The 25348-nt window shown below is 62.4% G+C and carries 21 protein-coding genes; 12 read left to right on the top strand and 9 right to left on the bottom strand.

Features of this window, described 5'->3' with window-relative positions:
• Window positions 1–41 precede the first annotated feature (41 nt).
• From GU3_RS00265 to GU3_RS00240, 6 genes are all read right to left on the bottom strand, one after another.
• Window positions 42–1034, bottom strand: coding sequence for a TAXI family TRAP transporter solute-binding subunit (locus tag GU3_RS00265; RefSeq protein WP_014290546.1), 993 nt, complete (start codon window positions 1032–1034; stop codon window positions 42–44).
• Window positions 1035–1083: 49 nt separating this feature from the next.
• Window positions 1084–1533, bottom strand: coding sequence for a universal stress protein (locus GU3_RS00260; RefSeq protein ID WP_014290545.1), 450 nt, complete (start codon window positions 1531–1533; stop codon window positions 1084–1086).
• Between the two features lie 9 nt (window positions 1534–1542).
• On the bottom strand, window positions 1543–3744 hold the full coding sequence (locus GU3_RS00255) for a TRAP transporter permease (protein ID WP_014290544.1): 2202 nt from the start codon (window positions 3742–3744) through the stop codon (window positions 1543–1545).
• 378 nt (window positions 3745–4122) lie between these two features.
• Window positions 4123–4548, bottom strand: coding sequence for an OsmC family protein (locus tag GU3_RS00250; protein WP_014290543.1), 426 nt, complete (start codon window positions 4546–4548; stop codon window positions 4123–4125).
• Between the two features lie 58 nt (window positions 4549–4606).
• Window positions 4607–5962: a sigma-54 dependent transcriptional regulator gene (locus GU3_RS00245; protein WP_014290542.1), complete on the bottom strand. Its 1356-nt coding sequence runs from the start codon at window positions 5960–5962 to the stop codon at window positions 4607–4609.
• A complete protein-coding gene (locus tag GU3_RS00240; RefSeq protein WP_014290541.1) occupies window positions 5959–7794 on the bottom strand; it encodes an ATP-binding protein in 1836 nt (611 codons plus the stop codon). Before GU3_RS00240 ends, GU3_RS00245 begins: the two co-directional genes overlap by 4 nt.
• A gap of 107 nt (window positions 7795–7901) precedes the next feature.
• Between GU3_RS00240 and GU3_RS00235 the strand changes: the two genes are divergently transcribed.
• The 8 genes from GU3_RS00235 to GU3_RS00200 all read left to right on the top strand — a co-directional run bounded on the left by GU3_RS00235 (window position 7902) and on the right by GU3_RS00200 (window position 16017).
• Window positions 7902–8147, top strand: coding sequence for a DUF2960 domain-containing protein (locus GU3_RS00235; protein ID WP_014290540.1), 246 nt, complete (start codon window positions 7902–7904; stop codon window positions 8145–8147).
• A gap of 280 nt (window positions 8148–8427) precedes the next feature.
• A complete protein-coding gene (locus tag GU3_RS00230) occupies window positions 8428–10110 on the top strand; it encodes a carbon starvation protein A (RefSeq protein WP_014290539.1) in 1683 nt (560 codons plus the stop codon).
• Entirely contained in the window at window positions 10107–10379 is a 273-nt protein-coding gene (locus tag GU3_RS00225) for a cory-CC-star protein (RefSeq protein WP_014290538.1), read from the top strand. The genes GU3_RS00230 and GU3_RS00225 overlap by 4 nt, the downstream gene beginning before the upstream one ends.
• A 369-nt stretch (window positions 10380–10748) precedes the next feature.
• Complete coding sequence (locus tag GU3_RS00220; protein WP_014290537.1) at window positions 10749–11747, top strand: ArsA family ATPase; 999 nt, start codon at window positions 10749–10751, stop codon at window positions 11745–11747.
• A 79-nt stretch (window positions 11748–11826) separates the two neighbouring features.
• Window positions 11827–12405, top strand: a complete 579-nt coding sequence (locus GU3_RS00215) for a cupin domain-containing protein (RefSeq protein WP_014290536.1) — start codon at window positions 11827–11829, stop codon at window positions 12403–12405.
• 189 nt (window positions 12406–12594) lie between these two features.
• Window positions 12595–14034: a Na+/H+ antiporter NhaC family protein gene (locus GU3_RS00210; protein WP_014290535.1), complete on the top strand. Its 1440-nt coding sequence runs from the start codon at window positions 12595–12597 to the stop codon at window positions 14032–14034.
• Window positions 14035–14054: 20 nt separating this feature from the next.
• Window positions 14055–15161 (top strand): class II histone deacetylase, encoded by a 1107-nt coding sequence (locus GU3_RS00205; RefSeq protein ID WP_014290534.1) that lies wholly within the window; start codon window positions 14055–14057, stop codon window positions 15159–15161.
• Between the two features lie 142 nt (window positions 15162–15303).
• Window positions 15304–16017: a response regulator transcription factor gene (locus GU3_RS00200; RefSeq protein ID WP_237711160.1), complete on the top strand. Its 714-nt coding sequence runs from the start codon at window positions 15304–15306 to the stop codon at window positions 16015–16017.
• 62 nt (window positions 16018–16079) lie between these two features.
• Here GU3_RS00200 and GU3_RS00195 read toward each other — a convergent pair whose 3' ends face one another.
• From GU3_RS00195 to GU3_RS00185, 3 genes are read right to left on the bottom strand one after another with little or no spacing between them, the layout of a single operon-like run.
• The gene (locus tag GU3_RS00195) at window positions 16080–17573 is read right to left on the bottom strand and encodes an aldehyde dehydrogenase (protein WP_014290532.1); all 1494 of its coding nucleotides are present in this window, start codon (window positions 17571–17573) and stop codon (window positions 16080–16082) included.
• A gap of 10 nt (window positions 17574–17583) precedes the next feature.
• Complete coding sequence (locus tag GU3_RS00190; protein ID WP_041543385.1) at window positions 17584–18945, bottom strand: aspartate aminotransferase family protein; 1362 nt, start codon at window positions 18943–18945, stop codon at window positions 17584–17586.
• 26 nt (window positions 18946–18971) lie between these two features.
• Window positions 18972–19721, bottom strand: coding sequence for a gamma-glutamyl-gamma-aminobutyrate hydrolase family protein (locus GU3_RS00185; protein ID WP_014290530.1), 750 nt, complete (start codon window positions 19719–19721; stop codon window positions 18972–18974).
• 275 nt (window positions 19722–19996) lie between these two features.
• Between GU3_RS00185 and GU3_RS00180 the strand changes: the two genes are divergently transcribed.
• The 4 genes from GU3_RS00180 to GU3_RS00165 all read left to right on the top strand — a co-directional run bounded on the left by GU3_RS00180 (window position 19997) and on the right by GU3_RS00165 (window position 25261).
• Window positions 19997–21370, top strand: coding sequence for a glutamine synthetase family protein (locus GU3_RS00180; RefSeq protein WP_014290529.1), 1374 nt, complete (start codon window positions 19997–19999; stop codon window positions 21368–21370).
• Window positions 21371–21383: 13 nt separating this feature from the next.
• A complete protein-coding gene (locus GU3_RS00175; RefSeq protein WP_014290528.1) occupies window positions 21384–23336 on the top strand; it encodes a Na+/H+ antiporter NhaC family protein in 1953 nt (650 codons plus the stop codon).
• A 129-nt stretch (window positions 23337–23465) separates the two neighbouring features.
• Window positions 23466–24734 carry a HAMP domain-containing sensor histidine kinase gene (locus tag GU3_RS00170; protein ID WP_014290527.1) on the top strand — a complete coding sequence of 423 codons (1269 nt, stop codon included), beginning with the start codon at window positions 23466–23468 and terminating at the stop codon, window positions 24732–24734.
• Entirely contained in the window at window positions 24731–25261 is a 531-nt protein-coding gene (locus GU3_RS00165; protein WP_014290526.1) for a response regulator transcription factor, read from the top strand. The genes GU3_RS00170 and GU3_RS00165 overlap by 4 nt, the downstream gene beginning before the upstream one ends.
• Window positions 25262–25348 lie beyond the last annotated feature (87 nt).

The raw sequence follows: 25348 nt of genomic DNA, 5'->3' as shown, positions 1-25348 counted from the left end.
CGATGGGCCCGTTATGATCTTCCAGGAGGCAGGAAAAAAGGTTACTGCTGTTGCTCGGTCAGGGTTTTGCCCTGCTCGGTCCAGAAGGCCTTGGCGCCGTCGTGCAGCGGGGTCACGATGCCCATGGTGCCGGTGTCGATGCTCATGGAGGCGGCGGCCTGGGACACGGAGCGCATAAAGGTCAGGCCTTCCTCGGAATAGATTTGCTTGAGGCTGTCGGCCACCCGGTCGGCGGACAAATGACGACCGGCCACCCAGAGGGCGGAGTCCTGCACCGTGACCACGTCGTAGTCCACGCCCGGGTAGGTGCCGGCGGGAATGGTCACCTCGGCGTAGTAGGGGTGATCCTGGAACAGGGTGCCGGCGCTGGCGGCTTCATGCACCTGCAGCAGGCGAATGTCGTTGCTGGAGGCGGCCTGGATCACCGAGGCATTGGGGAAGCCGGCAAACACCCAGAGGGCGTCTATCTGGCGGTCGCCCAGGGCCGAGGCGCCCTGGTTGTAGCCGATGTACTGAGGGGTGATCTTGTCCCACAGGCCCACGCTTTCAAAAAAACGCTGGGCCGAGGCGGCGGCACCGGAGCCGGCCGGGCCCACGGCTACATTCTTGCCCTCCAGCTGGGACACCTCGGTAATACCGGCGCCGTCGAGCACAATGAGGTGGGCCGGCGCGCCGTAGAGGTAGGACACCGCTCTGGCGTTGCGGTACTTGCGGGTATCGTTGGTCAGCTGGCCGTTCTGGCCCAGGTACATGTCGCCGGAGTAGACGATGCCAAAGTCGGCATCCCGGGAGTTGACCCGACGCAGGTTTTCCACCGAGCCGGCAGAGGCCATGTTGGACACCTCCACGCCGTCCAGGGTGCGGGACAGCCGGGTGGAGATGCCGTTGGAGAAATACTGAAAGGTACCGCCGTCGGGGCCCCCGGAAAAGGCCAGGCGCTCGGTCTGGGCCTGAGCGGCACCGGTGCCCAGGCTGGCGACGGTGGCCACGGCCAGGGTGGTCAGTACACGAAAGGATGTGGTGTGCTTGGTCATGGTGATTTCCTCGTTGTCGTTAGGTTTATGGTCTTCCAATGAATCAGGGTCAGCGGCGCTCGGGCACCGTCAGCACCGGTAGGCTCGACTGGCGGATCACCCGCTCGGCGGTGGAGCCGAGCAGCAGTTTCTCCATGCCACGCCGGCTGTGGGTGCCGAGCATGATGAGATCGGCCTGGCAAGCGGCGGCACCGGCCAGAATTTCCTCGGCATCGTGGCCCAGTCTCAGCTCGGTGCTCAGTTCACCGGTAAAGCCGGCAAAATGGCGTTGCTGAAAGGCGTGCAGGTCGGCCATGGCCTGGGTTTTCACTTCCTTCACAAAGGCTTCCATCACGCTGGCGGGAATGCCACGGCGGTGGCGGTCGTCCAGCTCGGTGATCACATGCAGCAGATGCAGCCGGGCGCCATGGGTTTCGGCCATGTTCCGAGCCAGGGCCGCCGCCTCGGCGGCCCCTTCGGAAAAGTCGGTGGCGTACAGGATGGAATGAATCCGTGACATGGGCCCTCCTTAATGGGCGTTGGAATGATGAACGGCGGCGCCGGGGCTGCCTTCGCGCTGCAGCCACCACACCAGGGCCACCAGCGCCAGGCCGGCGATATCCGATACAAAGGTCGGCCAGTACAGCAGCAGGGTGCCGGCGCCCAGCAACAGCCATTCGTGCCACCGAGTCTGGCGACGCAGATAGCCCATGGCAAAGGCGCCAAAGGCCAGGGTCCCAAGAGTGGCGGAAGTAAAGGCGGTGATGATTTCCAGGGTGGTGCCGTCGAGCAGCATGGCCGGCACATAGGCGAATAGCAGCGGCATCACGTACAGCATCTTGGCGAACTTGAAGGAGGTCCAGCCGGTTTTCCAGGGGTCCGAGCCGGCGATGGCGGCGCCGGCGTAGGCGGCCACGCACACCGGCGGCGTGATGTTGGAGTCCTGGGACAGCCAGTAGACGATCATGTGGGCGGCGATGGCGGAGACCCCGAACTCGCCCAGGGCCGGCACCGCCAGCACGGCGACGATCAGGTAGGCGGCGGTCACCGGCACGCCCATGCCCAGCACCAGGGAGGCGATGGCCACCAGCACCAGCGCCAGCAGCAGGCTGTCGCCGGCCATGGAGATGATCAGATCCGAGAACTTGAGGCCCATGCCGGTGAGCGAGATGGTGCCCACAATCACGCCGATAACCCCAATGGTGGCGCCCACGATCAGGGTGTTGCGCGCCCCCACCTGGATGGCTTCCCAGATTTGTTTCGGCCCCATGCGGGTTTCCTTGTTGACCCAGCTCACCGCGATGCACGACAGTGTGGCCCAGAACGCCGAGTTGCCGGCGGAGCGGCCGGCCAGCAGCAGCACCGTGATGATCACCAGCGGCAGGGCGTAGTACCAGCCGCCCTTGAACACGGTTTTCCAGTGGGGGATTTCCTCGCCCTGCACACCCACCAGGCCGTGTTTTTTGGCCTCGAAGTGCACCATGCAGTACACCGCCAGGAAATACAGAATGGCCGGCCCGATGGACAGGATCATGATGGTGGAATAGGGGGTGCCGGTGAGCTCGGCCATCAGAAAGCCGCCCGCGCCCATGATGGGGGGCAGGAACATGCCGCCGATGGAGGCGGCGGGCTCGATGGCGCCGGCCACGTGGGGCTTGAAGCCGGCCCGCTTCATCATCGGGATGGTAAAGGCACCGGAGGAGACGGTGTTGGCGATGGCAGAGCCGGACACCGAGCCGAACAGGGCGGAGGAGATCACCGCCACCTTGGCGGGGCCACCGGTGGAGCGGCCGGCCAGGGCCAGGGGCAAGTCGATAAAGAACTTGCCGGCGCCGGACTTCTGCAAAAAGGCGCCGAAGAAGATGAACAAAATCACGTAGGTGGCCAGCACGTTGGCCATCACCCCGAACACGCCGTTGGTGGTCAGGAACAGGGCGGTGGCCAGGCGCTCAAAGCGAAAGCCCCGGTGGGCGAACAGCTCCGGCAGGTAGGGGCCGAACAGGGCGAAAGCGATCATGCCCACGCCGATCAGGGTGATGGACCAGCCCAGCACCCGGCGGCAGATCTCGAGCGACAGCAGCAGGCCCACCACGCTCACCAGCATGTCCACTTCGTTCTCGGCCCCGGCCCGGTAGTTGAGGGCTTCAAACTGGCTGATCCAGTACAGCACGGTGCCGGCCACCATCAGCGCCAGCACCACGTCGCTGGCGGTGGGGCTGTTGCCGTTGCGCCGGCTCAGCCACTGATCGAGCGGAACCATCAGGGCGGCAAAGGGCAGGATAAGCAGCAGCACATAGTGCAGCCGGTCGAGATCCTGCTCCAGCGCCATGCCCAGGCCATCGTACTCCCAGGTTTCCCGAAACAGGGTGAACTGCTGGTAAAGGGCGGTGGGGGAGTCGTAGATGACAAAGCAGCCGGCCAGCAGTGCCAGCAGGGCGGCGCTCACCACCGACAGGCCCCCGTGAGCGGCGCGGCTGCCGGCGGGGTAGAGCAGAAACACCAGCACAAAGGTGATCAGCACATAAATGCCGAGGTGATACTGGGTGCTGAGGGCGGCGACGCCGGCACCGTAGAAGTAGAGGGCCACCATGGCTGCGGCCAGCCCCGCCACCAGCCAGGCCCAGGGCCCGGTGAGCTTGCGCTCGGACTTGGCGTCCTTTTCCATCAGCTCCTTGAGCTTTTTCTGCTCCTCGGGGCTGAGTCCGTCGAGCTGTTGTTGTTGCTGTGACATTCCTTAACCTCGTTTTTTCATCGGCCGCCAACATGCCGCCGTTTTCATTAACATGTTGTTAGCAAAAGGCAGGCCAACTTTGGTGCATGCCGGCGAGACCCGCACCAAAAGGGGGCTTGGAAGCAATGCGGACGCGAGAGTGACTTCGATAGGGTGAAAAAATGGGTGGAAATCCACCCATTAATAAGAAGCCATGGGCGGGTTTTCACCCATTGGGGAGAGCGGCCGTGATGCCAGACCCTGTTATGCCCGTGCAGACGGGCATCCAGAGCATGGCTTACTCAGTGGGATAGCGACGACAGAGCTGAAGGTGCGTCTGGACTCCTCGCCTTCTCGGGAGTGACAAAAAGAATGGGTGGAATTCCACCCATTAAAGGATTAACGGCTTTGGTGGCTGACTGGTGTGGCCCGCAGCAGGTTGTCGTGCACCGGGCAGCGGGCACACACCAGCTCAAGAAAAGCCTGCTTGTCGGCCTCGTTGAGGTCGGCATCGATGTCGGCGCGAATGTCGATGTGTTTAAAGCCCACCGGATCGTCGCTCGGCTTGCCGGCCAGCCCCGCCGGATTGAGCTCGCCGCTGACCTCCACGCGAATGCCGCGCAGTTCAAAGCCCTGCTCCCGGGCGGTCATTTTGGCGATGGTGGAAATGCAGCCGGCGAGGGCAAACAGAAAGGTATCCAGGGGATTGGGGCCGGTATCGCCGGCGGCCGGCTGATCGATCACCATCTGATGTTTTCCCACCTCTGCCCGCACCTGCCAGCCATCGGTCATCTCGGTGGTGACCTTGTATGTCTTGATTGCCATAAACACCTCTAATTTAGTTTTTTCTTATATTAAGTCGGGCGGCGTTAAAAGCAAGCGTTCAGCCCTTGTAGTCGTTCTTGTCGAGGCCGTGTTTTTTCATCTTGTCGTACAGGGTTTTGCGCGGCAGTTGCAGGCTTTCCTGAGTGTGCTTGATGGAGCCGCCGTGACGGGCCAGCTCGGTCTGGATCAGGGTTTTTTCGAACCGATCCACCCGGGCCGCCAGGCCCTGGCCGGCGGCCGGAGTGTCGTTATGGCCCTGTTCATTCAGGTCAAAGGAGCAGGCTTCGCCCAGCAGCACGTAACGCTCCGCCAGATTGCGCAGCTCGCGCACATTGCCCGGCCAGGTATGGCTCAGCAGCAGGTGCAGCCGCTCGGCCGACAGCGGCGGGATTTCCCGCTCATACAGCGCCGAGGCGAGCAGGGCAAAGTGCTGAAACAGCAAGGGAATATCTTCCGGACGGGCGCGCAGCGGGGGAATGTCGATGCGCACCACGTTGAGCCGGTAGTAGAGATCTTCCCGGAATTCGCCGGCGTCGGCCAGGGCGCGCAGATCCGCCTTGGTGGCGGCGATAATGCGAATATCCAGCGGTATCAGGCGGTTGGAGCCCAGCCGCTCAATGGCGCGCTCTTCCAGCACCCGCAGCAGCTTGATTTGCAGGCTCATGGGCATGCTTTCAATCTCGTCGAGAAACAGGGTGCCGCCCTGGGCATGCTCGAACTTGCCGATGCGCTTTTCCTTCGCATCGGTAAAGGCGCCCCTTTCGTGACCGAACAGCTCCGATTCGATCAGGCTTTCAGGCATGCCGCCGCAGTTGATGGCCACAAAGTTGTTGTGGCGGCGCGGACTGTGTTCGTGAATATAACGGGCCAGCAGATCCTTGCCCGAGCCGGTTTCCCCCATCAGCAAAATGTCCGCCGGGCTGGACGCCACCGTCTGTACCAGTCGGCGCAGATCCTGTACCGCGGTTGAGTTGCCGATAATGCGTGGGCCCGGCGCGCTCTGGGCCTGCAACTCCCGGCGCAGGCGGCGGTTGTCCAGGGTCAGGGTGCGTTTTTCAAGGGCCCGGTGTACCACATCGAGCAGCAGATCCGAGGAAAACGGTTTTTCGATAAAGTCGTAGGCACCGTTGCGGATGGCGCTCACCGCCATGGAGATATCGCCAAAGCCGGTGATCAGGATGACCGGAATGTCGCGGTCGAGCGCCCTGACCCGTTCCAGCAGCTCCAGCCCGGTAAGGCCGGGCATGTTGATGTCGGTAATGACGATGCCGGCAAAGTCCTCGCTGAGCAGCGGCAGGGCCTGGTCGGCACTGTCCAGGGCGCAGACCCGGTAATCATCCAGCTCCAGGGTCTGGCCGGCGGAGCGCCGAATGGCGGCGTCGTCGTCGATCAGCAGGATTTGCGGTGAGGTCATGCGGGCTCCTTGTCGGCTCGGTTCAGCACCAGCGTAAAGACGGCGCCGCCGTCCGGGTGGTTGGCGGCGGTCAGTTGACCCCCCAGGCTTTCTGCAATGCGGTGGGAGATGGACAGCCCCAGCCCCAGGCCGGTGGACTTGGTGGTGAAAAAGGGTTCAAAAATATGCGCCAGGGCCTGCTCGCTGAGGCCGGGGCCCTGATCGCGCACGGTCAGGGTGACGCGTTCGGCGGTGGTGGTCACGCCAATGTCGATACGGGGTGACGGGTTATCGGCCATGGCCTGCAGGGCGTTGCCAATCAGGTTGACCAGCACCTGCTCCAGCCGGCCCGGATCGCCGGTGACCACCACCGCGTCGTGTTCCTGCGGCCAGTTCAGCCCGGCGTGACGTTTTTCCAGCTCGCCGCCCATCAGCACCCTCACCCCCTGACGCAGCTGGTCGAGCCGGGTGTGAGCACCGTCGGCATCGCGCTGACGGGCAAATTCCCTGAGCGGCTGCAAAATGGCGGCCATGCGCTCCGCCAGACCGCCGATTTCCTGCAGGTTGCCGGCCACCGCCTCGGGGCGGCCCCGCTCCAGCAATTTGCGGCCATTGTCGGCGAACTGGCGAATGGCGGTGAGCGGCTGGTTCAGCTCATGGTTGATGCCCGCCGACAACTGGCCCAGCACCGCCAGTTTGGCGGCCTGCACCAGCTGGTTCTGAGTCTGGCGGTGCTCGGCCACTTCCTGCTTCAGCCGCTGGTTACTGTCGGTCAGCTGCCGGGTGCGTTGCTCCACCCGTCGCTCCAGGGCTTCGTGGGCCTGCTGCAATTCGTGCTGGTGGCGTTGTTGCATGCGGTGGCGGGCCCGCAGGAACAGCGCCAGGGCGGCCAGGGCCCAGAAGGCGCCCAGGCCCACCGTCAGGGTGCGGGCGATACGGGACTTGAGCGGACTCAGGTTGGCCAGTACCGCCACCCGCATGCCCGCTTCCGGCAGCAGTTCGCTCACCAGCAGGTAATGGCCGGCCGCATCGCGCCCATCCAGGGTCAGCAGCGGGTTACCCCTGGGAGTGGTATCCCGGTGTTGCAGTGGCAGGGGGCGCACTTCGGCGTTCTCGTAGCGGCGGCTGGCTTCAATGCGCACCAGCAACTGCGGATCCGGCACTAGGGCGCCGTCCTGGGGCAGCAGCCGAAAGCGCCAGTCGTGGCGGGTGGAAATAAAAATCACCCCGTCTTCGTCCATCACCAGAATATCCTGCAGCGGATCGTTCCAGCTGTCTTCGATGTCTTCCAGATCCACCTTGACCACAGCCACGCCGACGATCTGATCCGCCTCGCGGATCGGCGCGGAGAAGAAATAACCCCGCACCCGGGAGGTGTTGCCCAGGGCGAAATAGCGGCCCTGGCCGCCTTCCATCGCCTGCTGGAAATAGGGCCGGAAACTGTAGTCGTTGCCGATGAAGGAGCGGGGCTGATCCCAGTTGCTGGCAGCCAGGGTGAGGCCATTGCTGTTAATCAGGTAGCTGTCGGTGGCGCCCATGGTGGCGTTGACCCAGGCCAGATAGCGGTTGGCCGCGCTGGTTTTGTGGGGATTGCCGGGATCGCTGAGCAAGGCTTTCAGCTGTTGTTGGCTGGCCAGCAGCTTTGGCAGATCCCGGTGCCGGGCCAGCTGGTGACGCAGGTTGATGATGTAGCGGCCCAGGCTGGCTTCGGCGTCCTGGCGGATCTGCGCCAGCCCCTGGTGGCGGGCATGCAGGAACAGTCCGGTGGTCACCAGCAGGGTGCCGAGCAGTAACAGCAGCGGCAGGGCGAAGCGACGCAGGCGGGTGACAAAGCGGGTGGAAGGCTGGATCATGATGCCCGGTATTATGCGCCTTTCGGCCGCCGGTTGACGTGATGTTTCCCGCACTCTTGAGCGCGAAGGCGGTTTGCAGCGACAATGACACTTTTTACGGAGCCCCCATGGCCTTTCGCATTCGTTACCACTACCGCAAGCAGCAAAAAGAAATCGGCTATGCCAATGACAAGCATCACAGCATTTATGATGCCATTGCCAGCGCCGAAGAGCTGGACCTGGCGGAGTTTCGCCGCATGGAAGATCAGCTGGCCAATATCAGCCGCAACGACCGGAAAACCATGAAGGAATTTCGGGAGGAATATTTCCGCAAGCTGGGTTTCAGCCAGATCACCATTTTTCGGGACGAATAAACCTCGAATAGGAGTAGGGGTGGATTTATTTATTATTCCAGGTTACGGGTTGAATTTGGCTTTATAAACTGCCTTGCTTATTTTTTGTGGTGGTTTTTTTTGTTATTTTCGATTTTAGCCTTGGGGTATTTTTTCGGGCTCTTTGGGTTTCATTTGAATTTATCGTTACCGTGTTGATTCTGTTTTGTTTTTCCTTTTTATTGGGGCTTTCGGGTCCCGGTTTGACGACGCCGGGAATGCTAACAATGATAAGAACATCTCTTTACGGGAGAGCGGTTGAATGAATGCCATATTCCTGATGTTGATCGGGCTGGGCGCCATGGCGCTCGGCTATTTTGTCTATTCGAAATTCGTGGCCGAAAAAATATTTCGGCTGGATCCCAACTTTCGCACGCCGGCCCATGAGTTTGAAGACGGCGTGGACTATGTGCCCACCAACAAGTTCGTGCTCTGGGGCCATCACTTCACCTCGGTGGCCGGGGCCGCGCCCATCGTCGGACCGGCCATCGCGGTGATCTGGGGCTGGGTGCCGGCTTTTTTGTGGGTGGTGTTCGGCACCATTTTCTTTGCCGGTGTGCACGATGCCGGTGCCATATGGGCCAGTAACCGCAACAAGGCCAAATCGGTGGGCGCGCTTACCGGCGACGTGGTGGGTAAGCGCGCCCGCAGCATCTTCATGATCGTCATCTTCCTGGTATTGCTGATGGTGAACGCGGTGTTCGCCGTGGTCATCGCCGGCCTGCTCACCCAGTTTCAGACCTCGGTGGTGCCGGTATGGGGCGCCATCATCGTCGCGCTGATCATCGGCCAGCTGATTTATCGCAAAATGATTGGCCTGCTCACCGTCTCCGTGGTGGGGGTGATCGCCCTGTACGCCCTGATCTGGGTGGGGCCGTCCCTGCCGCTGGCACTGCCCGAGCTGTTTCTGGGACTGACCGACAAGGCCCAGTGGATCATTCTGCTGTTTGTTTATGCCGCCATCGCCTCGCTGCTGCCGGTGTGGATGCTGCTGCAGCCCCGGGACTACATCAACGGCCTGCAGCTGTTCGTGGGCCTGGGCCTGCTCTACGGGGCCGTGCTGCTGTCGGCCCCGGAGGTGGTGGCCCCGGCCTTTAACGACAACGTACCGGAAGGGACGCCGTCATTGCTGCCGCTGCTGTTTGTGACCATCGCCTGTGGTGCCATCTCCGGCTTTCATGGTCTGGTGTCGTCCGGCACCACCTCCAAACAGCTCGACAAGGAAACCGACCTGCGTTTTGTGGGTTACTTCGGCGCCATCGGCGAAGGCTGTCTGGCACTGGCTGCGATCATTGCCGCCACCGCCGGTTTTGCGACGCTCGCCGACTGGCAGGCCATTTACAGCGGCTTTGGCCAGGGCGGCGTGGCCGCCTTTGTGCAGGGCGGCGCCAACATTCTGAGCAATGGCCTGGGTTTTGAGATCGAGCTGTCGCAAACCATTCTCACCGTGATGGCGGTACTCTTTGCCGGTACCACCATGGACACCGGCCTGCGGCTGCAGCGCTACATTTTTCAGGAATGGGGTGTCATCTACAAGATTAACTGGATGCAAAAGGCCGCCCCGGCCACCCTGCTGGCGGTGGCTTCCTGTCTGCTGTTGGCCTTTGGCTCCGGCGGAGACGGCTCCGGCGGTCTGTTGATCTGGCCGCTGTTCGGCACCACCAACCAGCTGCTGGCGGGGCTGACCTTGCTGGTGATCACCGTGATGCTGGCGCGTCTGGGCCGGCCCATGTACGTGACGCTGGTGCCGCTGCTGTTCCTGCTGGTGATGACGGTGCTGGCGCTGCTGATTCAGCTCAAGGGCTTTTATGAGCAGGCCAACTGGTTCCTGTTCGGTCTGGATCTGGTGGTGCTGGCGGCAGCCATTCTGGTGGCCCTGGAGTGTGGCGCCACCCTGACCCGGCTGCGTGGTGGTAAGGCCGGGCAGGTAGAGGACAAGTCGTGAAAATCAAGCGGATGCTGGCCTGGGTTAACCGGGCCAGCCGCTATGCGGAAGAGGTGTACAACGCGCCGTACCGGGCGGCCATTGCCCGGGCCCGGCGCGAGGAAGACGACCTCTTTATGCTGCTGGTGTTCTCGGAAATGATGGGGGTGCCGAATCCGGCCTCCTATTACACCCTGGAGCTGCAGCCGCTGCTGCTGGAGCGGTTTCACGACTGGCACCAGCGCATGGGCATGGAGCACTCACCGCTGGATCACTTCCGCTGTTGCTGATTGAGTTGTCTTCTGGCTTGGCAAAGGTCGGAAAAAGGGCCGGCGCCACCGACTCGCCGTAAACCCATCCTTGGGGGCTCCGCTGCGCCATCCATGGCGCAGAGGGTCGGTGGAGCCGTTCCCTTTTCCCTCCCTGCCGAGCACTCAGTTGCCTGTAATACAAGTCAGGCAACGCCTTTGTTTGACGAAGCGGGAGCAGGGATTGCCGTATTCGACCGTCACATGCCAGGGATGGCATGTGCCGAGCGTCCCAGGGATGGGCTTGAAGCGTGTCGAAGAAGGTAACCCTGCTGTCGCTTCGCATGCCGGGGCCGGCTTCGCATGCCGGGGCCGGCTTTGTGTGCCGGCCTTACTGTTTGGAGAGATGACATGTTACTGACCGACAAGCGGGTGTTGCTGGTGGGCGGCAAGGGCGGCGTGGGCAAGACCACGGTGTCGTCGTCCCTGGCACTATTGGCGGCACGCCGGGGCAAGCGCTGCCTGCTGGTATCCACCGACCCCGCCCACAGCCTGGCCGATGCCTTTGGCCGGGAAATCGGCGACACCATTACCCGGCTGGCCCCCAACCTCGATGGTCTGGAGCTGGATCCGGATCACGAGGTGGAGCAGCACCTGGCCCGAGTGCTGGCCCAGCTCAAGCGTTTTACCCGCCCGGAAATGTACGGCGAGGTGGAGCGACAGATGCGGCTTACCCGTCAGTCGCCGGGAGCCCAGGAAGCGGCGCTGCTGGAGCGCATGGCCAGAGTGATGGAAGAAGGGCTGCAAACTCATGACCTGGTGATTTTCGATACGGCGCCCACCGGCCACACCCTGCGCCTGCTCAGCCTGCCCGAGGCCATGGCGGCCTGGACGCAAGGCATGCTGAAAAGCAACCAGCGCTCGGAAAAACTGGGTGAGGTGCTGAACCATTTAACCCCGGGCAAGGATCTGGACAGCCCCTTTGGTGACCCGCGAACCCACGAAACCGCCGGCATGGACGAACGCACCAAGTCCATTACCGACACCCTGCTGGCGCGCCAGCGGCTGTTTCAGCGCACTCGCCGCCTGCTGACCGACAATACACAGACCGCGCTGCTGTTTGTGCTCACCCCCGAAAAGCTGCCGATACTGGAAACCGAACGGGCGGTAACAGCGCTGCGGGAAGAAAAGTTGCCCCTGGCCGGCCTGGTGGTGAACCGCATTCTGCCTGATGAAGCTGACGGTGCTTTTCTGGCACAACGCCGAAGCCAGGAAAAAACACATCTGGCTGAGATAGAGCGAACTTTTGCCGGCCTGAATCGCTATCCGTTATATCTGCAGCCCACGGATATTCAGGGGCTGGACGGCCTGGATGATATGGCCACCCGGCTGGAGCAGGCCGGGCTGTAAGTGTCTTAATTCAATTTACAGCCGAATCCTCCCTTGAGTAGAATTTGGCCGAGGGTTTTCTGATAGTGAACGGAGAAATATGACAACAGCGAAGCAGGGCGGCGACGACGCCAATGATGTGGGCACCCGCCTCAAGGCCGTGCGCCTGATGCGCAATATTTCCCAGCGGGAGCTGGCCAAACGCACCGGTGTGACCCACTCCAGCCTGTCGCTGATTGAGCAGGGCAAGGTCAGCCCGTCGGTGAGCTCGCTCAAGAAGATCCTGGACGGCATACCCATGACGGTGGGCGAGTTCTTTACCCTGGATCTGCAAAACACCGATCAGATCTTTTTCAGCCCCGACGAGCTGCAGGACGTGGGCAGCGGCAACCTGTCCCTGAAACTGGTGGGTTACAACCGCAAGAACCGGGCCATGTCCTTTATTGTGGAAACCTACCCGCCCGGCGTGGACACCGGCCACGACATGATGGCCTACCACGGCGAGGAAGCGGGGGTGGTGATTGAAGGAGAAATCGAAATCACCATCGGTGCCCAGCACCGGCTGCTGAAGGCCGGCGACAGCTATTACTTCTCCACCACCCAGCCCCACCGCTTTCGCAATATCAGTGACCAGCCCTGCCGCATCGTCAGCTGCTCCACCCCCGCCAAGCATTTCTGATCTTCAGCGAGGGCGCGTGCCCTCGTTATGCCTGATCGGCCGACTTGTTTGTAAGCTGTATTCAAAGTGTTTTTAAATGGTTAATTGTTGATGTGATCCTGCTCACGTCAAATGTCCCTTGGGGGACATGTTGGCCACATCCTGCCTCCTTCTATGATGAAGCGTCAATGGAGAGACGAGGAAGAGGCAATGGAAAAAATACTGACCCCCAGCGTGGATAAGCTACCCATCGGCTGGCTACGGCTGATGATATTGAGCGCTCTGGTGATGCTGGCGGTATCTCTGGGTGCGGGCAACCGCGAAGGCGAATTCGGGCTCTTTGCCCTGCTGCCCACCCTGGTGGTGCTGGGGCTGGCGTTGCTGACCCGACGTACCCTGGAGCCGCTGCTGGCCGGTGCCCTGACGGGCTTTGCCCTGGTGGAGCCACAGCGGACGCTGCACAACTTTGTGGCCAGCACCCTGGAGGTAATGCAGGGGCCCATCATGGGCTGGCTTATTCTGGTGTGCGGCCTGCTCGGCAGCCTGATTGCGCTGCTGCAGTTTTCCGGCGCCACCCTGGCCTTCAGCGATGCCCTGGGCAAATACGTCAAGCGCCGCTCTCATGCCCTGGTGGCCAGCTGGCTGCTGGGCATTGCCATTTTTATCGATGACTACCTCAACGCCCTGACCGTTAGCACCGCCATGCGCAAGCTGTCGGACAAGTTGAAAATCTCCCGGGACATGCTGGCCTATGTGGTGGACTCCACCTCGGCGCCGGTGTGCCTGCTGATCCCTTTTTCCACCTGGGTGATTTATCTCGCCGGGCTGATTGAAGCCAATGGCCTGGTGTCCGAAGGGGAAGGCTTCAATTATTACCTGAGCCTGTTGCCCTATCTGGTGTACCCCTGGGTGGCGCTGCTGCTGGTGCCGCTGGTGGCCTTTGGGGTGATCCCGCTGTTTGGTTCAATGAAAAAGGCAGAGCGGGACTGCCTTGCAGGCAACAGCATGTCGGTGGATCAGGACGAGCCGGGCCACCGTCAGCCGCCGCGGCTGATGAACTTCATGCTGCCGGTACTGACCCTGCTGCTGGCCACCTGGTATTTCGATATCGATGCCCTGATGGGCGTGGGCTGTGCCCTGGTGGTGTCGCTGGTGCTGTACCGGCTGCAGGGGCTGGCCAGCCTGCCCCGGTTGTTTGATGAAATTATTCAGGGCATGGCTACCATGTTACTGCCCCTGGGCATCGTGTTCGCGGCCTTCGTGCTACAGGCGGTCAACGAGAAACTGGGGCTGGCGCCCTATCTGATCGACACCATCACCCCCTACATGAACGCCCAGTGGCTGCCGGCGCTCAGCTTTCTGGTACTGGCCGGGCTGACCTTTGCCACCGGCTCCTTCTGGGGCGTCTATGCCATCGCCTTTCCGATCATGGTGCCCCTGGCTCAGGCTCTGGACGCCAACATGGCGCTGACCCTGGGCGCCCTGGTGTCGGCCGGTGCCTTTGGCAGCCACGCCTGCTTCTTTGGCGACTCCACCGTGATTTCCGCCCGGGGATGCGGCATCAGCCCGATGCAGCATGCCCTCAGCCAACTGCCCTATACCCTGATTGCCGCCGCCGTCACCACCCTGCTGTTGTGGCTGCTGGCCTGATTCCGAACAAGGAGAGCAAGATGAAACGAACTGGATTCGCCTTTCACGAACACTGCCTGTGGCACGATGCCGGCCCCTGCTCGGTGTTCGACCGACCCGGTGGCTTTGTGCAGCCCGCCGCCGCCGCCGAGCACCCGGAAACCAAGCGCCGGCTGCGCAACCTGCTGGCGGTCAGCGGCCTGCTGGAGCAGCTGACGCCGGTGAACGCGGCACCGGCGGCGCGGGAAGATTTGCTGCGCTTTCATACCGAGCGTTACATCGACGAGCTCAGCGTCATGAGCGAGCAGGGCTTCGGTGATGCCGGCCAGTATGCGCCCTTTCGCCAGGATGCCTTTCCCATTGCCTGCCGCTCGGCCGGCCTGGCCATGGCCACGGTGGCGGCGGTGCTCAACGGCGAGGTCGACAACGGCTATTGCCTGTCGCGTCCGCCCGGCCATCACGCCGAAGCGGACCGGGGCATGGGGTTTTGCCTGCTTGGCAATATTCCCATCGCCATTCGGGCGGCTCAGGCCCAGGGCCTGGTGCGCCGGGTGGCGGTCATCGACTGGGACGTGCACCATGGCAACGGCACCCAGCAGGCGTTTTATGAGGATGCGGAGGTGCTGACCCTTTCCCTGCATCACGACAACAACTATCCCGTGGGCTCGGGCAGCGCGGAGGAGCGGGGCAGCGGCGCCGGCTTTGGTTATAACCTTAATGTGCCGCTGCCGGCCGGATCCGGTATCGGTACCTACCTGGCGGCCATGGATCAACTGGTGATCCCGGCACTGGATCGTTTCAAGCCGGAGCTGATCGTGGTGGCCTGTGGCTTTGATGCCAGCGCCATGGATCCGCTCGGCTGCATGCTGCTCAATGCCGATGCTTTTGGCCAGCTCACCGCCAACGTGATGGCCGCCGCCGATCGCCTGTGCCGGGGCCGGCTGGTGATGGTGCACGAAGGGGGCTATTCGGAAGGTTATGTGCCCTTCTGCGGTCACCGGGTGATCGAAACCCTGAGCCAGAGTGACATTCATGTGCCCGATCCCGCCGGCGGTGATATCGCCCGCTGGGGCCAGCAGGAACTGCAGCCCCACCAGGCGGCGCTGCTCGAAAGTCTTGTGCCCTTGCTGACGGATATTCACGCCTGATGACCCGGCCCTGAACCAGCGCAAAAACTGGTCAGGGCCTGTTTGGAGTGTTACATTTTATTCACCGTTTTATTGGTCGGTGAATATGGCGTTCATGCAAAAGGATATTGCACCCACTTCTCTTGAACCCCTGGCTCAACTGTTGTCACAAGTTGATTGCAAGGGATTTCTTCCCGAGCTTCAGGCCTGCCTGGAAAGTTACTTTGCCGGTATCGATCTGGTGTTATGCCGGTTTCACCGCCGGCGCAGCCCCGAAATACTGTTGCATAATCTGAACCACCGTCAGGAAGCGAAAACCCTGCATCCTTACTGTGCCGGCATGTATCAGCTCGACCCTTTTTACCAGCACTGGCTGAACCGGCCTGCCGCCGGCGTGTTCCGTCTGGACGACATTGCCCCCTCCGAGTTTCGGCGCACCGAGTATTTTCTGACCTACTACACCGGACTGGGCTTGCATGACGAGCTGATGTGTTTCTTCTCACCCAACACGAATGCCACCCTGGCTTTTTCCTTTGGCTTTTATCAGCCCCAGCCGCACCCTGACGGTCACCTGCTTAGCGAAAAAATGGCCTACCTGTTCCCCCTGTTGCAGGCGCTGCTGGAAAAGCACCACTGGCAGCCTGCGGGTGACGATGGGGCGGGCTCTGAAGAGTTTATGGATGAACGTCTGAGCGAGCGTGAGCAGCAGGTGGCACGGCTGTTTTTGCAAGGGCACAGTGCCCCGGCCATTGCCGACCTGCTGTGTATCAGCCCCGGCACGGTGAAGAACCACCGCAAGAATATTTACGGCAAACTCGCCATTAACAGTCAGGCTGAGCTATTTCAGCTGTTTTTGCGGCAGTTGGGAGTGGAGTAAAAAGAAAGGGCGCCTTTCGGCGCCCTTGGTGTTTTTCGGCCTGTTTGTGTTTCACACCGCCATCATCCCGCCCCAAACTCTATCCAGGTGGTTTTCAGCTGGCTGTATTCGGCCAGAGAATGCAGCGACTTGTCGCGGCCGTTGCCGGACTGCTTGTAACCGCCAAAGGGCACCGTCATGTCGCCACCGGCGTAGTTGTTAACGAATACCTGGCCCGACTCCAGCCGCCGCGCCGTGGTCAGGGCGCGGTCGAGATTCTGGGTCCAGACCGCCGCCGCCAGGCCGTAGGGTGAGTCGTTGGCAATGGCCACCGCTTCGTCGGCGCTGTCAAAGCCGATCACCGCCAGCACCGGGCCGAACACCTCTTCCCGCGCCAGCGCCATGTTGTTGTCCACGTTATCAAACACAGTGGGAGCAAAATACAGGCCGCCATTTATGCTCACCGGCTCGCCGCCAGTGCGCAGGCGCGCGCCCTGCTTGTGTGCCGCCGCCACATGGCCGGCAATGCCGTCGAGCTGGGTGGCATCCACAATGGCCCCCATGGTGGTGGTCGGATCCAACGGGTTGCCCGGCTGCCAGGCGGCTGCGTGGTGCACAATGCGCTCTACCAGCTCGTCCTTGATGGCGTTTTCCACCAGCAGTCGGGAACCGGCAATGCACACCTCGCCCTGGTTGTAGAAAATGGCCTGGGCCGCCTGTTGCGCCACGCGATCCAGATTGCCGGCGTCGGCAAACACGATATTGGCGCTCTTGCCGCCGCACTCCATAAAGGTGCGCTTTAGGTTGGACTCGCCCGCATACTGGGTTAGCCGCTTGCCCACGCCGGTGGAGCCGGTAAAGGCCAGGGCGTTAACGTCCATATGCAGCGCCAGTGCCTTGCCCACGGTATGACCGTAGCCGGGCAGCACCTGCAACACGCCGGCGGGCAGGCCGGCGTCATGGGCCAGGGCCGCCAGCCGCAGGGCGCTTAAGGGGGACTTCTCCGAGGGCTTTAAAATCACGGTATTGCCGGCGGCCAGGGCCGGGGCGATTTTCCAGCAGGCCATCATCAGCGGAAAGTTCCAGGGTACGATGGCGGCCACCACGCCCAAAGGTTCCCGGGTCACCAGCCCCAGGCTGCTGGCGGCAGTGGGGGCGATTTCGCCATACACCTTGTCGATGGCCTCGGCGTTCCAGCGCAGGCAGCGCACCGCCGCGGGCAGGTCCACCTCCAGGCTGTTGGAAATAGGCTTGCCCATGTCCAGGGTTTCCAGCAGCGCCAGCTCCTCGGCGTGTTGCTCTACCAGGTCGGCAAAGCGCAGCAATACTTGTTTGCGCTCGGCCGGTGCGAGTCCGGCCCAGTGGGGCAGGGCGGTGCGCGCGTGGGCTACCGCCAGGTTGGCGTCCTGCTCGTCGCAGCTGGCCACCTCGGCCAGTGGCTGTCCGGTGGCCGGGTTAACACTGGCAAAGCGTTCGCCGGCAATGGCGTTGCAGTAACAGCCGTTGATAAAGGCGCGGCCCTCGGGCCGCAGTCCTTCACTCAGGGCTTGCCAGTGGGCAAGGGTGTGTTGGCTCATGGTCGTCTCCTTAGCTCATGATGCCGAGCTGGCGGGCTGTGGTGTCCAGGCTCTCACGGGCCAGGCGCACCAGCTCGTCAATCTCGGGCTTGGTGATCACCAGGGGCGGAGACACCACCATGGTTTCGCCCACGGAGCGCATGACGATGCCGGTGTTAAAGCAGTTGTCCCGGCAGCGGCCGCCGATACCCGGCTCAAAACGGGCCAGGGTGGTTTTGTCGGCCACCAGCTCCAGCGCACCCAGCAGTCCCAGACTGCGGGCCTCGCCCACCAGCGGGTGATCCGCCAGGCTGGCCCAGCGTTCGGCAAAGTAGGGCGCGGCCTCGTTACGCACATGCTCGAGCACGCCGTCTTCTTCCATCAGCTCCAGGTTGCGCAGGGCTACGGCGGCGCAGGCCGGATGACCGGAGTAGGTAAAGCCGTGGTAGAACTCGCCGCCTTGCTCGATCAGGGTCTCGGCCACCCGGTCGCCCACCAGCACGCCGCCGATGGGCAGGTAACCGGAAGACAGTCCCTTGGCGATGGGCATGAGATCGGGCTTGATATTGAAGTGCTGGCTGCCGAACCACTGGCCCAGCCGGCCAAAGCCGCAAATTACTTCGTCGGCAATCAGCAGAATGCCGTAGTGATCGCAGATGCGCTGAATTTCGGGCCAGTAGCTTTCGGGCGGAATGATCACGCCGCCGGCACCCTGCACCGGCTCGGCAATAAAGGCCGCCACCCGGTCCACACCCAGCTCCTTGATCTTCTGCTCCAGCGACCGGGCCGCCAGCAGGCCGAATGCTTCCGGGCTCATTTCCCGGCCTTCGCCAAACCAGTAGGGCTGGGCGATGTGTTCAATGTCCGGCAGCATGGGGCCGCCCTGCTCGTGCATGGGGGCCATGCCGCCCAGGCTGGCGCCGGCCACGGTGGAGCCGTGGTAGCCGTTGCGCCGACCGATGATCACGGTTTTTTCCGGCTGGCCCTTGAGTTGCCAGTAGCGGCGCACCATGCGTACCACAGTGTCGTTGGACTCGGATCCGGAACCGGTAAAGAACACGTGGTTGATGTGCTCCGGGGCCAGCTCGGTGAGCTTTTTGGCCAGTTTGATCGCCGGCGGGTGGGCGGTCTTGAAGAAGTTGTTGTAGTAGGGCAGCTCGGTCATCTGGGCGGCGGCGGCGTCCACCAGCTCCTGACGGCCATAGCCCAGGTTCACGCACCACAGGCCGGCCATGGCATCGAGAATGCGGTTGCCTTCGGAGTCAACAATATAAATGCCTTCAGCCCCGGTAATGATGCGGCTGTTGCTGCCCAGATCCTTGGTGTCGGTAAAGGGATGCAGGTGGTGCTGGCCGTCCTGTTCGCGTAATGCTTGAGTGTTGTACTGATGCATGATGGTGTCCTTTTTCTTCATGTTTTTCAGGCGTTGACGCGCTGGCGGTAGTTCGCGCAGGCGGTGCCAAAGGCGGTAAAGATGGCGGCATAGAGCGGGTGTTCGTCGGTGCGCCATTCCGGATGCCACTGCACGCCCAAGGCAAAGGGCAGGGTGGGATCACTGATGGCTTCCACCAGACCGTCCGGTGCCAGGGCCTCGGCCAGCAGGCCATCGCCGAGGCGGTCGATGCCTTGCTGGTGCAGCGAATTCACCTCAAAATTCAGCTCGCCGGTCAGCCGGTGCAGCAGGCCGTCCGGATTCAGGCTGAGAGCGTGGGCGGGCTCGTAGTGGCTGTTAACACCTGGGCTGTCCGGCTCGCGGTGATCCATCAGGCCGGGCAGCTCCTGCAGCGGCTGGCGCAGGCTGCCGCCCCAGGCCACGTTCATTTCCTGCAGGCCGCGGCAGATGCCGAGCAGGGGCAATTTCAGCCGGCGGGCGGCGCGGATCAGTGACAGTGCGGATCCGTCCCGATCCGGATCCAGTCGGTAGTCGGGATGATCCCGATCCGCGGCGTAATGGCGCGGATCCACATTGCTGTAGCTGCCGGTCAGGCAAAGGCCGTCGAGCCGCGCCAGGATCCCTTCATTCAGGCCTTCGGCCAGGGCCGGCAGCAGCACCACTTCCACCCCTGCCGAATGGCGCAGGGCGTCCACGTACTTGTTCACCACCATGTGGCAATGGTGTCCTTCAATCTGTCGCTGACAGGCGGTCACGCCGATCAGGGGCTTGTGCATTATTCTTTCCATATTTTCACCCGCTCAAACCGATTGGTTTATATATTCAACGGCCTTGAGTGCCGAATCCATAACCTCATGGAAGCACGCCAATCAGCCTAAATCCAGTGAAAATAGGCTTTAAAAGGAAGGTCTGGTTTGAAATATGTGACAGAGTTAACTCTTTTTTACAATTTGTTAACCATTGTGACGCCTGAGTGATTGCCTTGTTTTGTTCATTATCCTATAACAAGTCACATTCTTGATGGTTATCAAAACACAACATGGAGGTCACCATGAGTGACAGGGGCATGCAAGAGGCCCGGGAGTTTCTGGAACGAAACCCGGATATCAATTCCATCGATCTGATGATCGGCGACATCAACGGGGTGATCCGCGGCAAGCGTATTCCCCGGGACAGCCTGCTCAAGGCCTACGAGGAAGGGGTTTGCCTGCCGGCCTCGCTGTTTGCCCTCGACATTAACGGCAACACCATTGAGGAAACCGGACTGGGGCTGGATCAGGGTGAAGGCGACCGGCTGTGCTTTCCGGTGCCCGGCACCCTGAGCCGGGTGCCCTGGCAGGACAGACCCTGTGCCCAGGTGCTGATGAGCATGTATGAAAACGACGGCAGTCCCTTTGTGTACGATCCCCGCCATGTGCTGCAGCGGGTGCTGGATCGCTTTGCCACCCTGGGCCTGACGCCGGTGGTGGCGGTGGAAACCGAGTTCTACGTGATCGATCGGGAGCGGGACCGCGATCATCAGCTGCAGCCGCCGCTGTCGCCGGTCAGCGGCAAGCGGGATCGTCAGTGCCAGGTGTATTCGCTGTCGGATCTGGATGACTACTGCGATTTTCTTGAAAGCATTCAGCATGCGGCGCTGATCCAGAATCTGCCGGTAGACACCGCCATTGCCGAGTGTGCGCCGGGCCAGTTCGAGATCAACCTCAAGCACCGACCCGATGCCATGCAGGCCTGCGACGAGGCGGTGCTGCTCAAGCGGCTGATTAAAGGCGTGGCGGCCCGCCACAGCATGGAAGCTACCTTTATGGCCAAGCCCTATAACCAGGAGGCGGGCAGCGGCACCCATATTCACGTGAGCCTGGTGGACAGCGAGGGCAACAACCGTTGCTGCGGTGATGACGACCATCCGCTGGGTAGCGAGCTGCTGCAACAGGCGGTGGCCGGGGTACTGGCGCTGATGCCCGAGTCCATGGTGGTGTTTGCCCCCAATGCCAACAGCTACCGTCGTTTTCAGCCCGGTTTTTACGTACCCATGAGCCAGACCTGGGGCGCCGACAACCGCACCGTGGCGGTACGCATTCCCGGCGGCAACCCCGCCGCCCGCCGGCTGGAGCATCGCGTGGCCGGTGCCGATGTCAATCCCTACCTGCTGGTGGCGAGCATATTGGCCGGCATTCACTATGGCCTGACGCACCGGCTGAGCGCCCCCGAGCCCGTTACCGGCAACGCCTATGCCAGCCATCCGCCCAGCCTGCCCAACAGCTGGATCCAGGCGCTGGATCAGTGGCAGCGCAACGAAATCCTGCCGGAATACCTGGGTCAGGAGTTTTGCCGGGTGTACCACGCCAACCGCTACGGCGAGCGACAACTGTTTATGCGCCACGTCAGCTCGCAAGAGTATGACTGGTACCTGCGTTCGGTCTGACAGGAGAAGTCCCATGGAAGGATGTAATGTTCGGCGCTGGCTGACGTCGCTGCTGGCCCTTGTTTTACTGCTGCCCGGGCTGGCCCGGGCCAGCGAGCCCACCCTTGACGTCCCGGCCCTGGTGCTGAAGGGCATTCCCTTTGACGTGACGGTGAGCGGCACCACCGACCAGCCGCTGTGGCTGGTGCAGGGGGAGCGTCGTCATGCCCTGATGCCGGTGGACGGCGAGGCCAGCATTGAGCTGGTCACCGAGGCCGACAGCCTGGCGCTCAGCCTGCAGAATGAGGCCGGCACTGTGCTGGCCGAAGCAGCCAGCCCGGCCATTGCCGCTTGGCTGTCGGTGGTGCCGGCGCTGCTGGCCATTGTGCTGGCACTGGCGTTCCGGCAGGTGATACTGGCGCTGTTTGTGGCCATCTGCTGCGGCGGCTGGCTGGGTTATGGCCTGGCCGGCGACAAGCTGCTTAACAGCGTGCTCGACTCGGTCAACGTGCACGTGCTGGCCGCCGCCAGCGACTCGGAGCATATGTCGGTGGTGCTGTTCTGTCTGCTGATCGGCGGCATGGTGGGCATTATTTCTCGTAACGGCGGCACCGTGGGCATTGCCCGGCACATTACCCGCTTTGTGCGCGGCCGGCGCAGCGCCCAGACCACCACCGGTCTGCTGGGCACCGCCATTTTCTTTGACGACTACGCCAATGCGCTGATCGTCGGCAATACCATGCGTAACATCACCGACCGGCTGCGCATCTCCCGGGAAAAGCTGGCCTATCTGGTGGACTCCACCGCCGCGCCTGTGTCCGCCATTTTGCTGGTGACCACCTGGATTGGCTTTCAGGTGGGGCTGATTGACGAGGCGCTCAGTCTGGTGGACGGCTTTGACGGCTCCGCCTATGGCGTGTTTATGGCGTCCATCAGCTACAGCTTTTATCCCATTCTGGCGCTGGTGTTCGTGTTCATGATAAGCCTTTCCGGCCGGGACTTTGGCCCCATGCTCAGGGCCGAACAGCGGGCGGTGCGCCGGCAGGCGGAAGTGGACGATGGCCTGACCGACCGGGAAGCCATTGCTGAGGAAGCCAGCATCGATGCCAAGCCGGGCATTCCCCACCGCGCCCTGAACGCCATTATTCCCATGACGGTGCTGGTGGTGACCACCCTTGGCGGCATCTGGTACACCGGCCTGAGTGAACTGGGTTTCCCCGCCGAGGCCAGCCTGCGTGACGTGTTCGGTAACAGCGACTCCTTTACCGCCATGATGTGGGGCTCCCTGCTCAGTACCCTGGTGGCACTGGTGATGACCCGGATTCAGGGCCTGCTGAGCATGGATGAAGCCGCTCATTACTGGTTTGAAGGGGTGAAGTCGATGCTGCTGCCCATCACCATTCTGATGATGGCCTGGGCACTGTCGTCGGTGAACGAAACCCTGAACACCAGCGATTATCTGGTGAGCGTGCTCAGCGACAGCCTGCAGCCGGAGCTGATTCCGGTGAGCGTGTTTGTGCTGTCGGCCTTTACCGCCTTTGCCACCGGCTCTTCCTGGGGGGTGATGGGCATCATGATGCCCCTGGTGGTACCCCTGGCCTGGGCGGTGCTGCAGCACCACGGCCTGGCCGGCGACCCGGAGGCCATGCACCTATTCTACGCCTCGGTGGCGGCGGTGCTGGCGGGGGCGGTTTGGGGCGACCATTGTTCGCCCCTGGCCGAGACCACGCTGCTGGCGGCCATGGCCTCGGGCTGCGGCCTGGTGGAGCATGTGCGCACCCAGCTGCCTTATGCGCTGTTTGTGGGGGTGATCGCCACCCTGTTCGGTGTGGTGCCCGTGGCCTACGGCATGCCCTGGTGGCTGGGCATTGTGCTCTGCACCCTGGCCATGGCCGCCGGCCTGCGGTTACTGGGCAAGCGGGCCGACGCCGAGGAAAGCGAGCCGGTCACTGTTGAGCCTGTTAAGGTAGCCAAAACACCCTCTTGAGGATTTGGCAATGCGAAGCAGCAGCAGGGTTGCTCTTCGCCGACACGCCACAAGTGCGACATTTTGCCGCACTTGTGGCGTTTTTATTCGTGCTACCATGGCGCTTTGTTTGTGTGTTGTTCCGCCGCCATGACCAGACCCCTTTCCGCCACCCTGCCATTGCTCGATCTGGATCGCGTGCTGCGTTTCAGCCTGTACAGCCGTTGGGTGTTTGTGGCCGTGCTGGGCACCAGCACTTTGGTGTTTTACCTGCTGCAACTCGGCTTGCCGCTGCTGCCGCTGGCCGTGGTGGCGGCGAGCATGGCCGGGCTCAATGGGTGGCTGGCCCGGACCGGGCGCCGGGGGGCGGCCCGGGTCTTGTTGCAGCGTGGCCTGTTGCTGGATGTGCTGGCGCTGGGACTGGTGCTGGGGCTGACCGGTGGCGCCAGCAACCCATTGGCGGTGTTGTTTTTGCTGCCGCTGGTGATGGCCGCACTGGTGTGTTCGGCGCGTTTTGCCTGGGGGCTCACCGGTATCGCCACCGTCCTCTATTTGCTGCTGTTTTTCTGGCATGTGCCGCTGCCGGCGGGGGAGCACGCCGGCCACGGCGACCACGAGGCCCTGTTCAATCTGCATCTGGCAGGCATGTGGCTGACCTTTGCCTTGTCGGCGGGGCTGATCACCGCCAGTGTGTCCCGGCTGGTGCGCATTCTGGGGGAGCGGGAGCGGCGGCTCAATCAGGCCTACCAGCGCCAGGATACCGACGAACGGCTGCTGGTTCTGGCGATGGAGGCGGCAAGCCTCACTCACCAGCTATCCACGCCCCTCAACAACCTGTTTCTGCTTAACGAAGAGCTGCGCGAAACCCCCAACCTGCCCGGGGCAGTACAGGAGGATCTGCAACTGGCTCATACCCAGCTGGCGCAATGCGCCGATATTCTGAGCCGGCTTAAATCTCAGAGCCAGGCGGAGCGGGAGCCGGTGTGGCTGTACCGCACCCTGGGCGAGCGGCTGGCCCAGTGGCAGAACCTGCGGCCGGAGGTGCGGGTCGACTGGCGGCGTCCGGTCGCGGCGCAGGATCGGGAAGTCCGGCTCAGCCCGCTGTTCTGGCCGGCGCTGTTCAACATTCTCAATAATGCCGCCGACGCCGGCGAAGGCCGCATCGAGCTGCATACGCACTTGCACGACAACGGTGACTGGGAGTTGGGCGTGCATAACCGCAGCGGCGTGCTGAGCGACGCCCAGTTGCGCCGGGCCGGGCTGGATCAGTTCGACTCGGGCAAACCCGCTGGCCTCGGGCTCGGAGTCTGGCTGTCCCACGCCACCCTGTCGCGGCTGAACGGCCGGCTGGAGCTCAGTAATCACGCCGAGGGCGGGGTTTATGCCCGTATCCTGCTGCCGCTGGAGGTGGCGTCATGATGACCGACTTTCTGCTGGTGGATGACAACGAGACCTTTGCCCGCTTGCTGTGCCGGGGCTTTAAGCGTCGGGGGCTGACCCTGGACTGGGCGCAAGCCGGGGCCGAGGCACTGGCGCTGCCGGCCCACTACCAGGGCATTTTGCTGGATCTGAACCTGGACGGGGAAAGCGGCCTGCAACTGCTGCCCGAACTGGTGGCAGCCCAGCCCGCGGCGCGTATTGTGGTGCTTACCGGCTATGCCAGCATCAGCACCGCCATTGCCGCCATCAAACTTGGCGCGGTGCAGTATCTGCCCAAACCGGCGGAGATCGACGCCATTCTTGCCGCCTTTGAAGAAGATGATGCCGAGCAGACCGCGGGCCTGAGTATCGAGGAAGAATCCCCGTCGCTCAAACGTCATCAGTGGGAATATGTGCAGTTTGTGCTGCAGCAGCACGACGGCAATATTTCGGCCACCGCCCGGGCCCTGGGCATGCACCGGCGTACCCTGCAGCGCATGCTGCAAAAGCACGCCGTCGGTCGTTGAGGGCTGCGACAATGCGCCGCATGGTGCGAGAGGTGACTTTTTTCTAGTATGGACGGGACTCATCTTTCACTACCCGTGCAATGGATT

It is taken from the genome of Oceanimonas sp. GK1 (genome assembly GCF_000243075.1).
In the GTDB taxonomy this organism is placed as follows: Bacteria; Pseudomonadota; Gammaproteobacteria; order Enterobacterales; family Aeromonadaceae; genus Oceanimonas.
The sequence above is the reverse complement of the archived record's forward strand: the minus strand, read 5'-3'. Positions and strand labels throughout refer to the sequence as shown.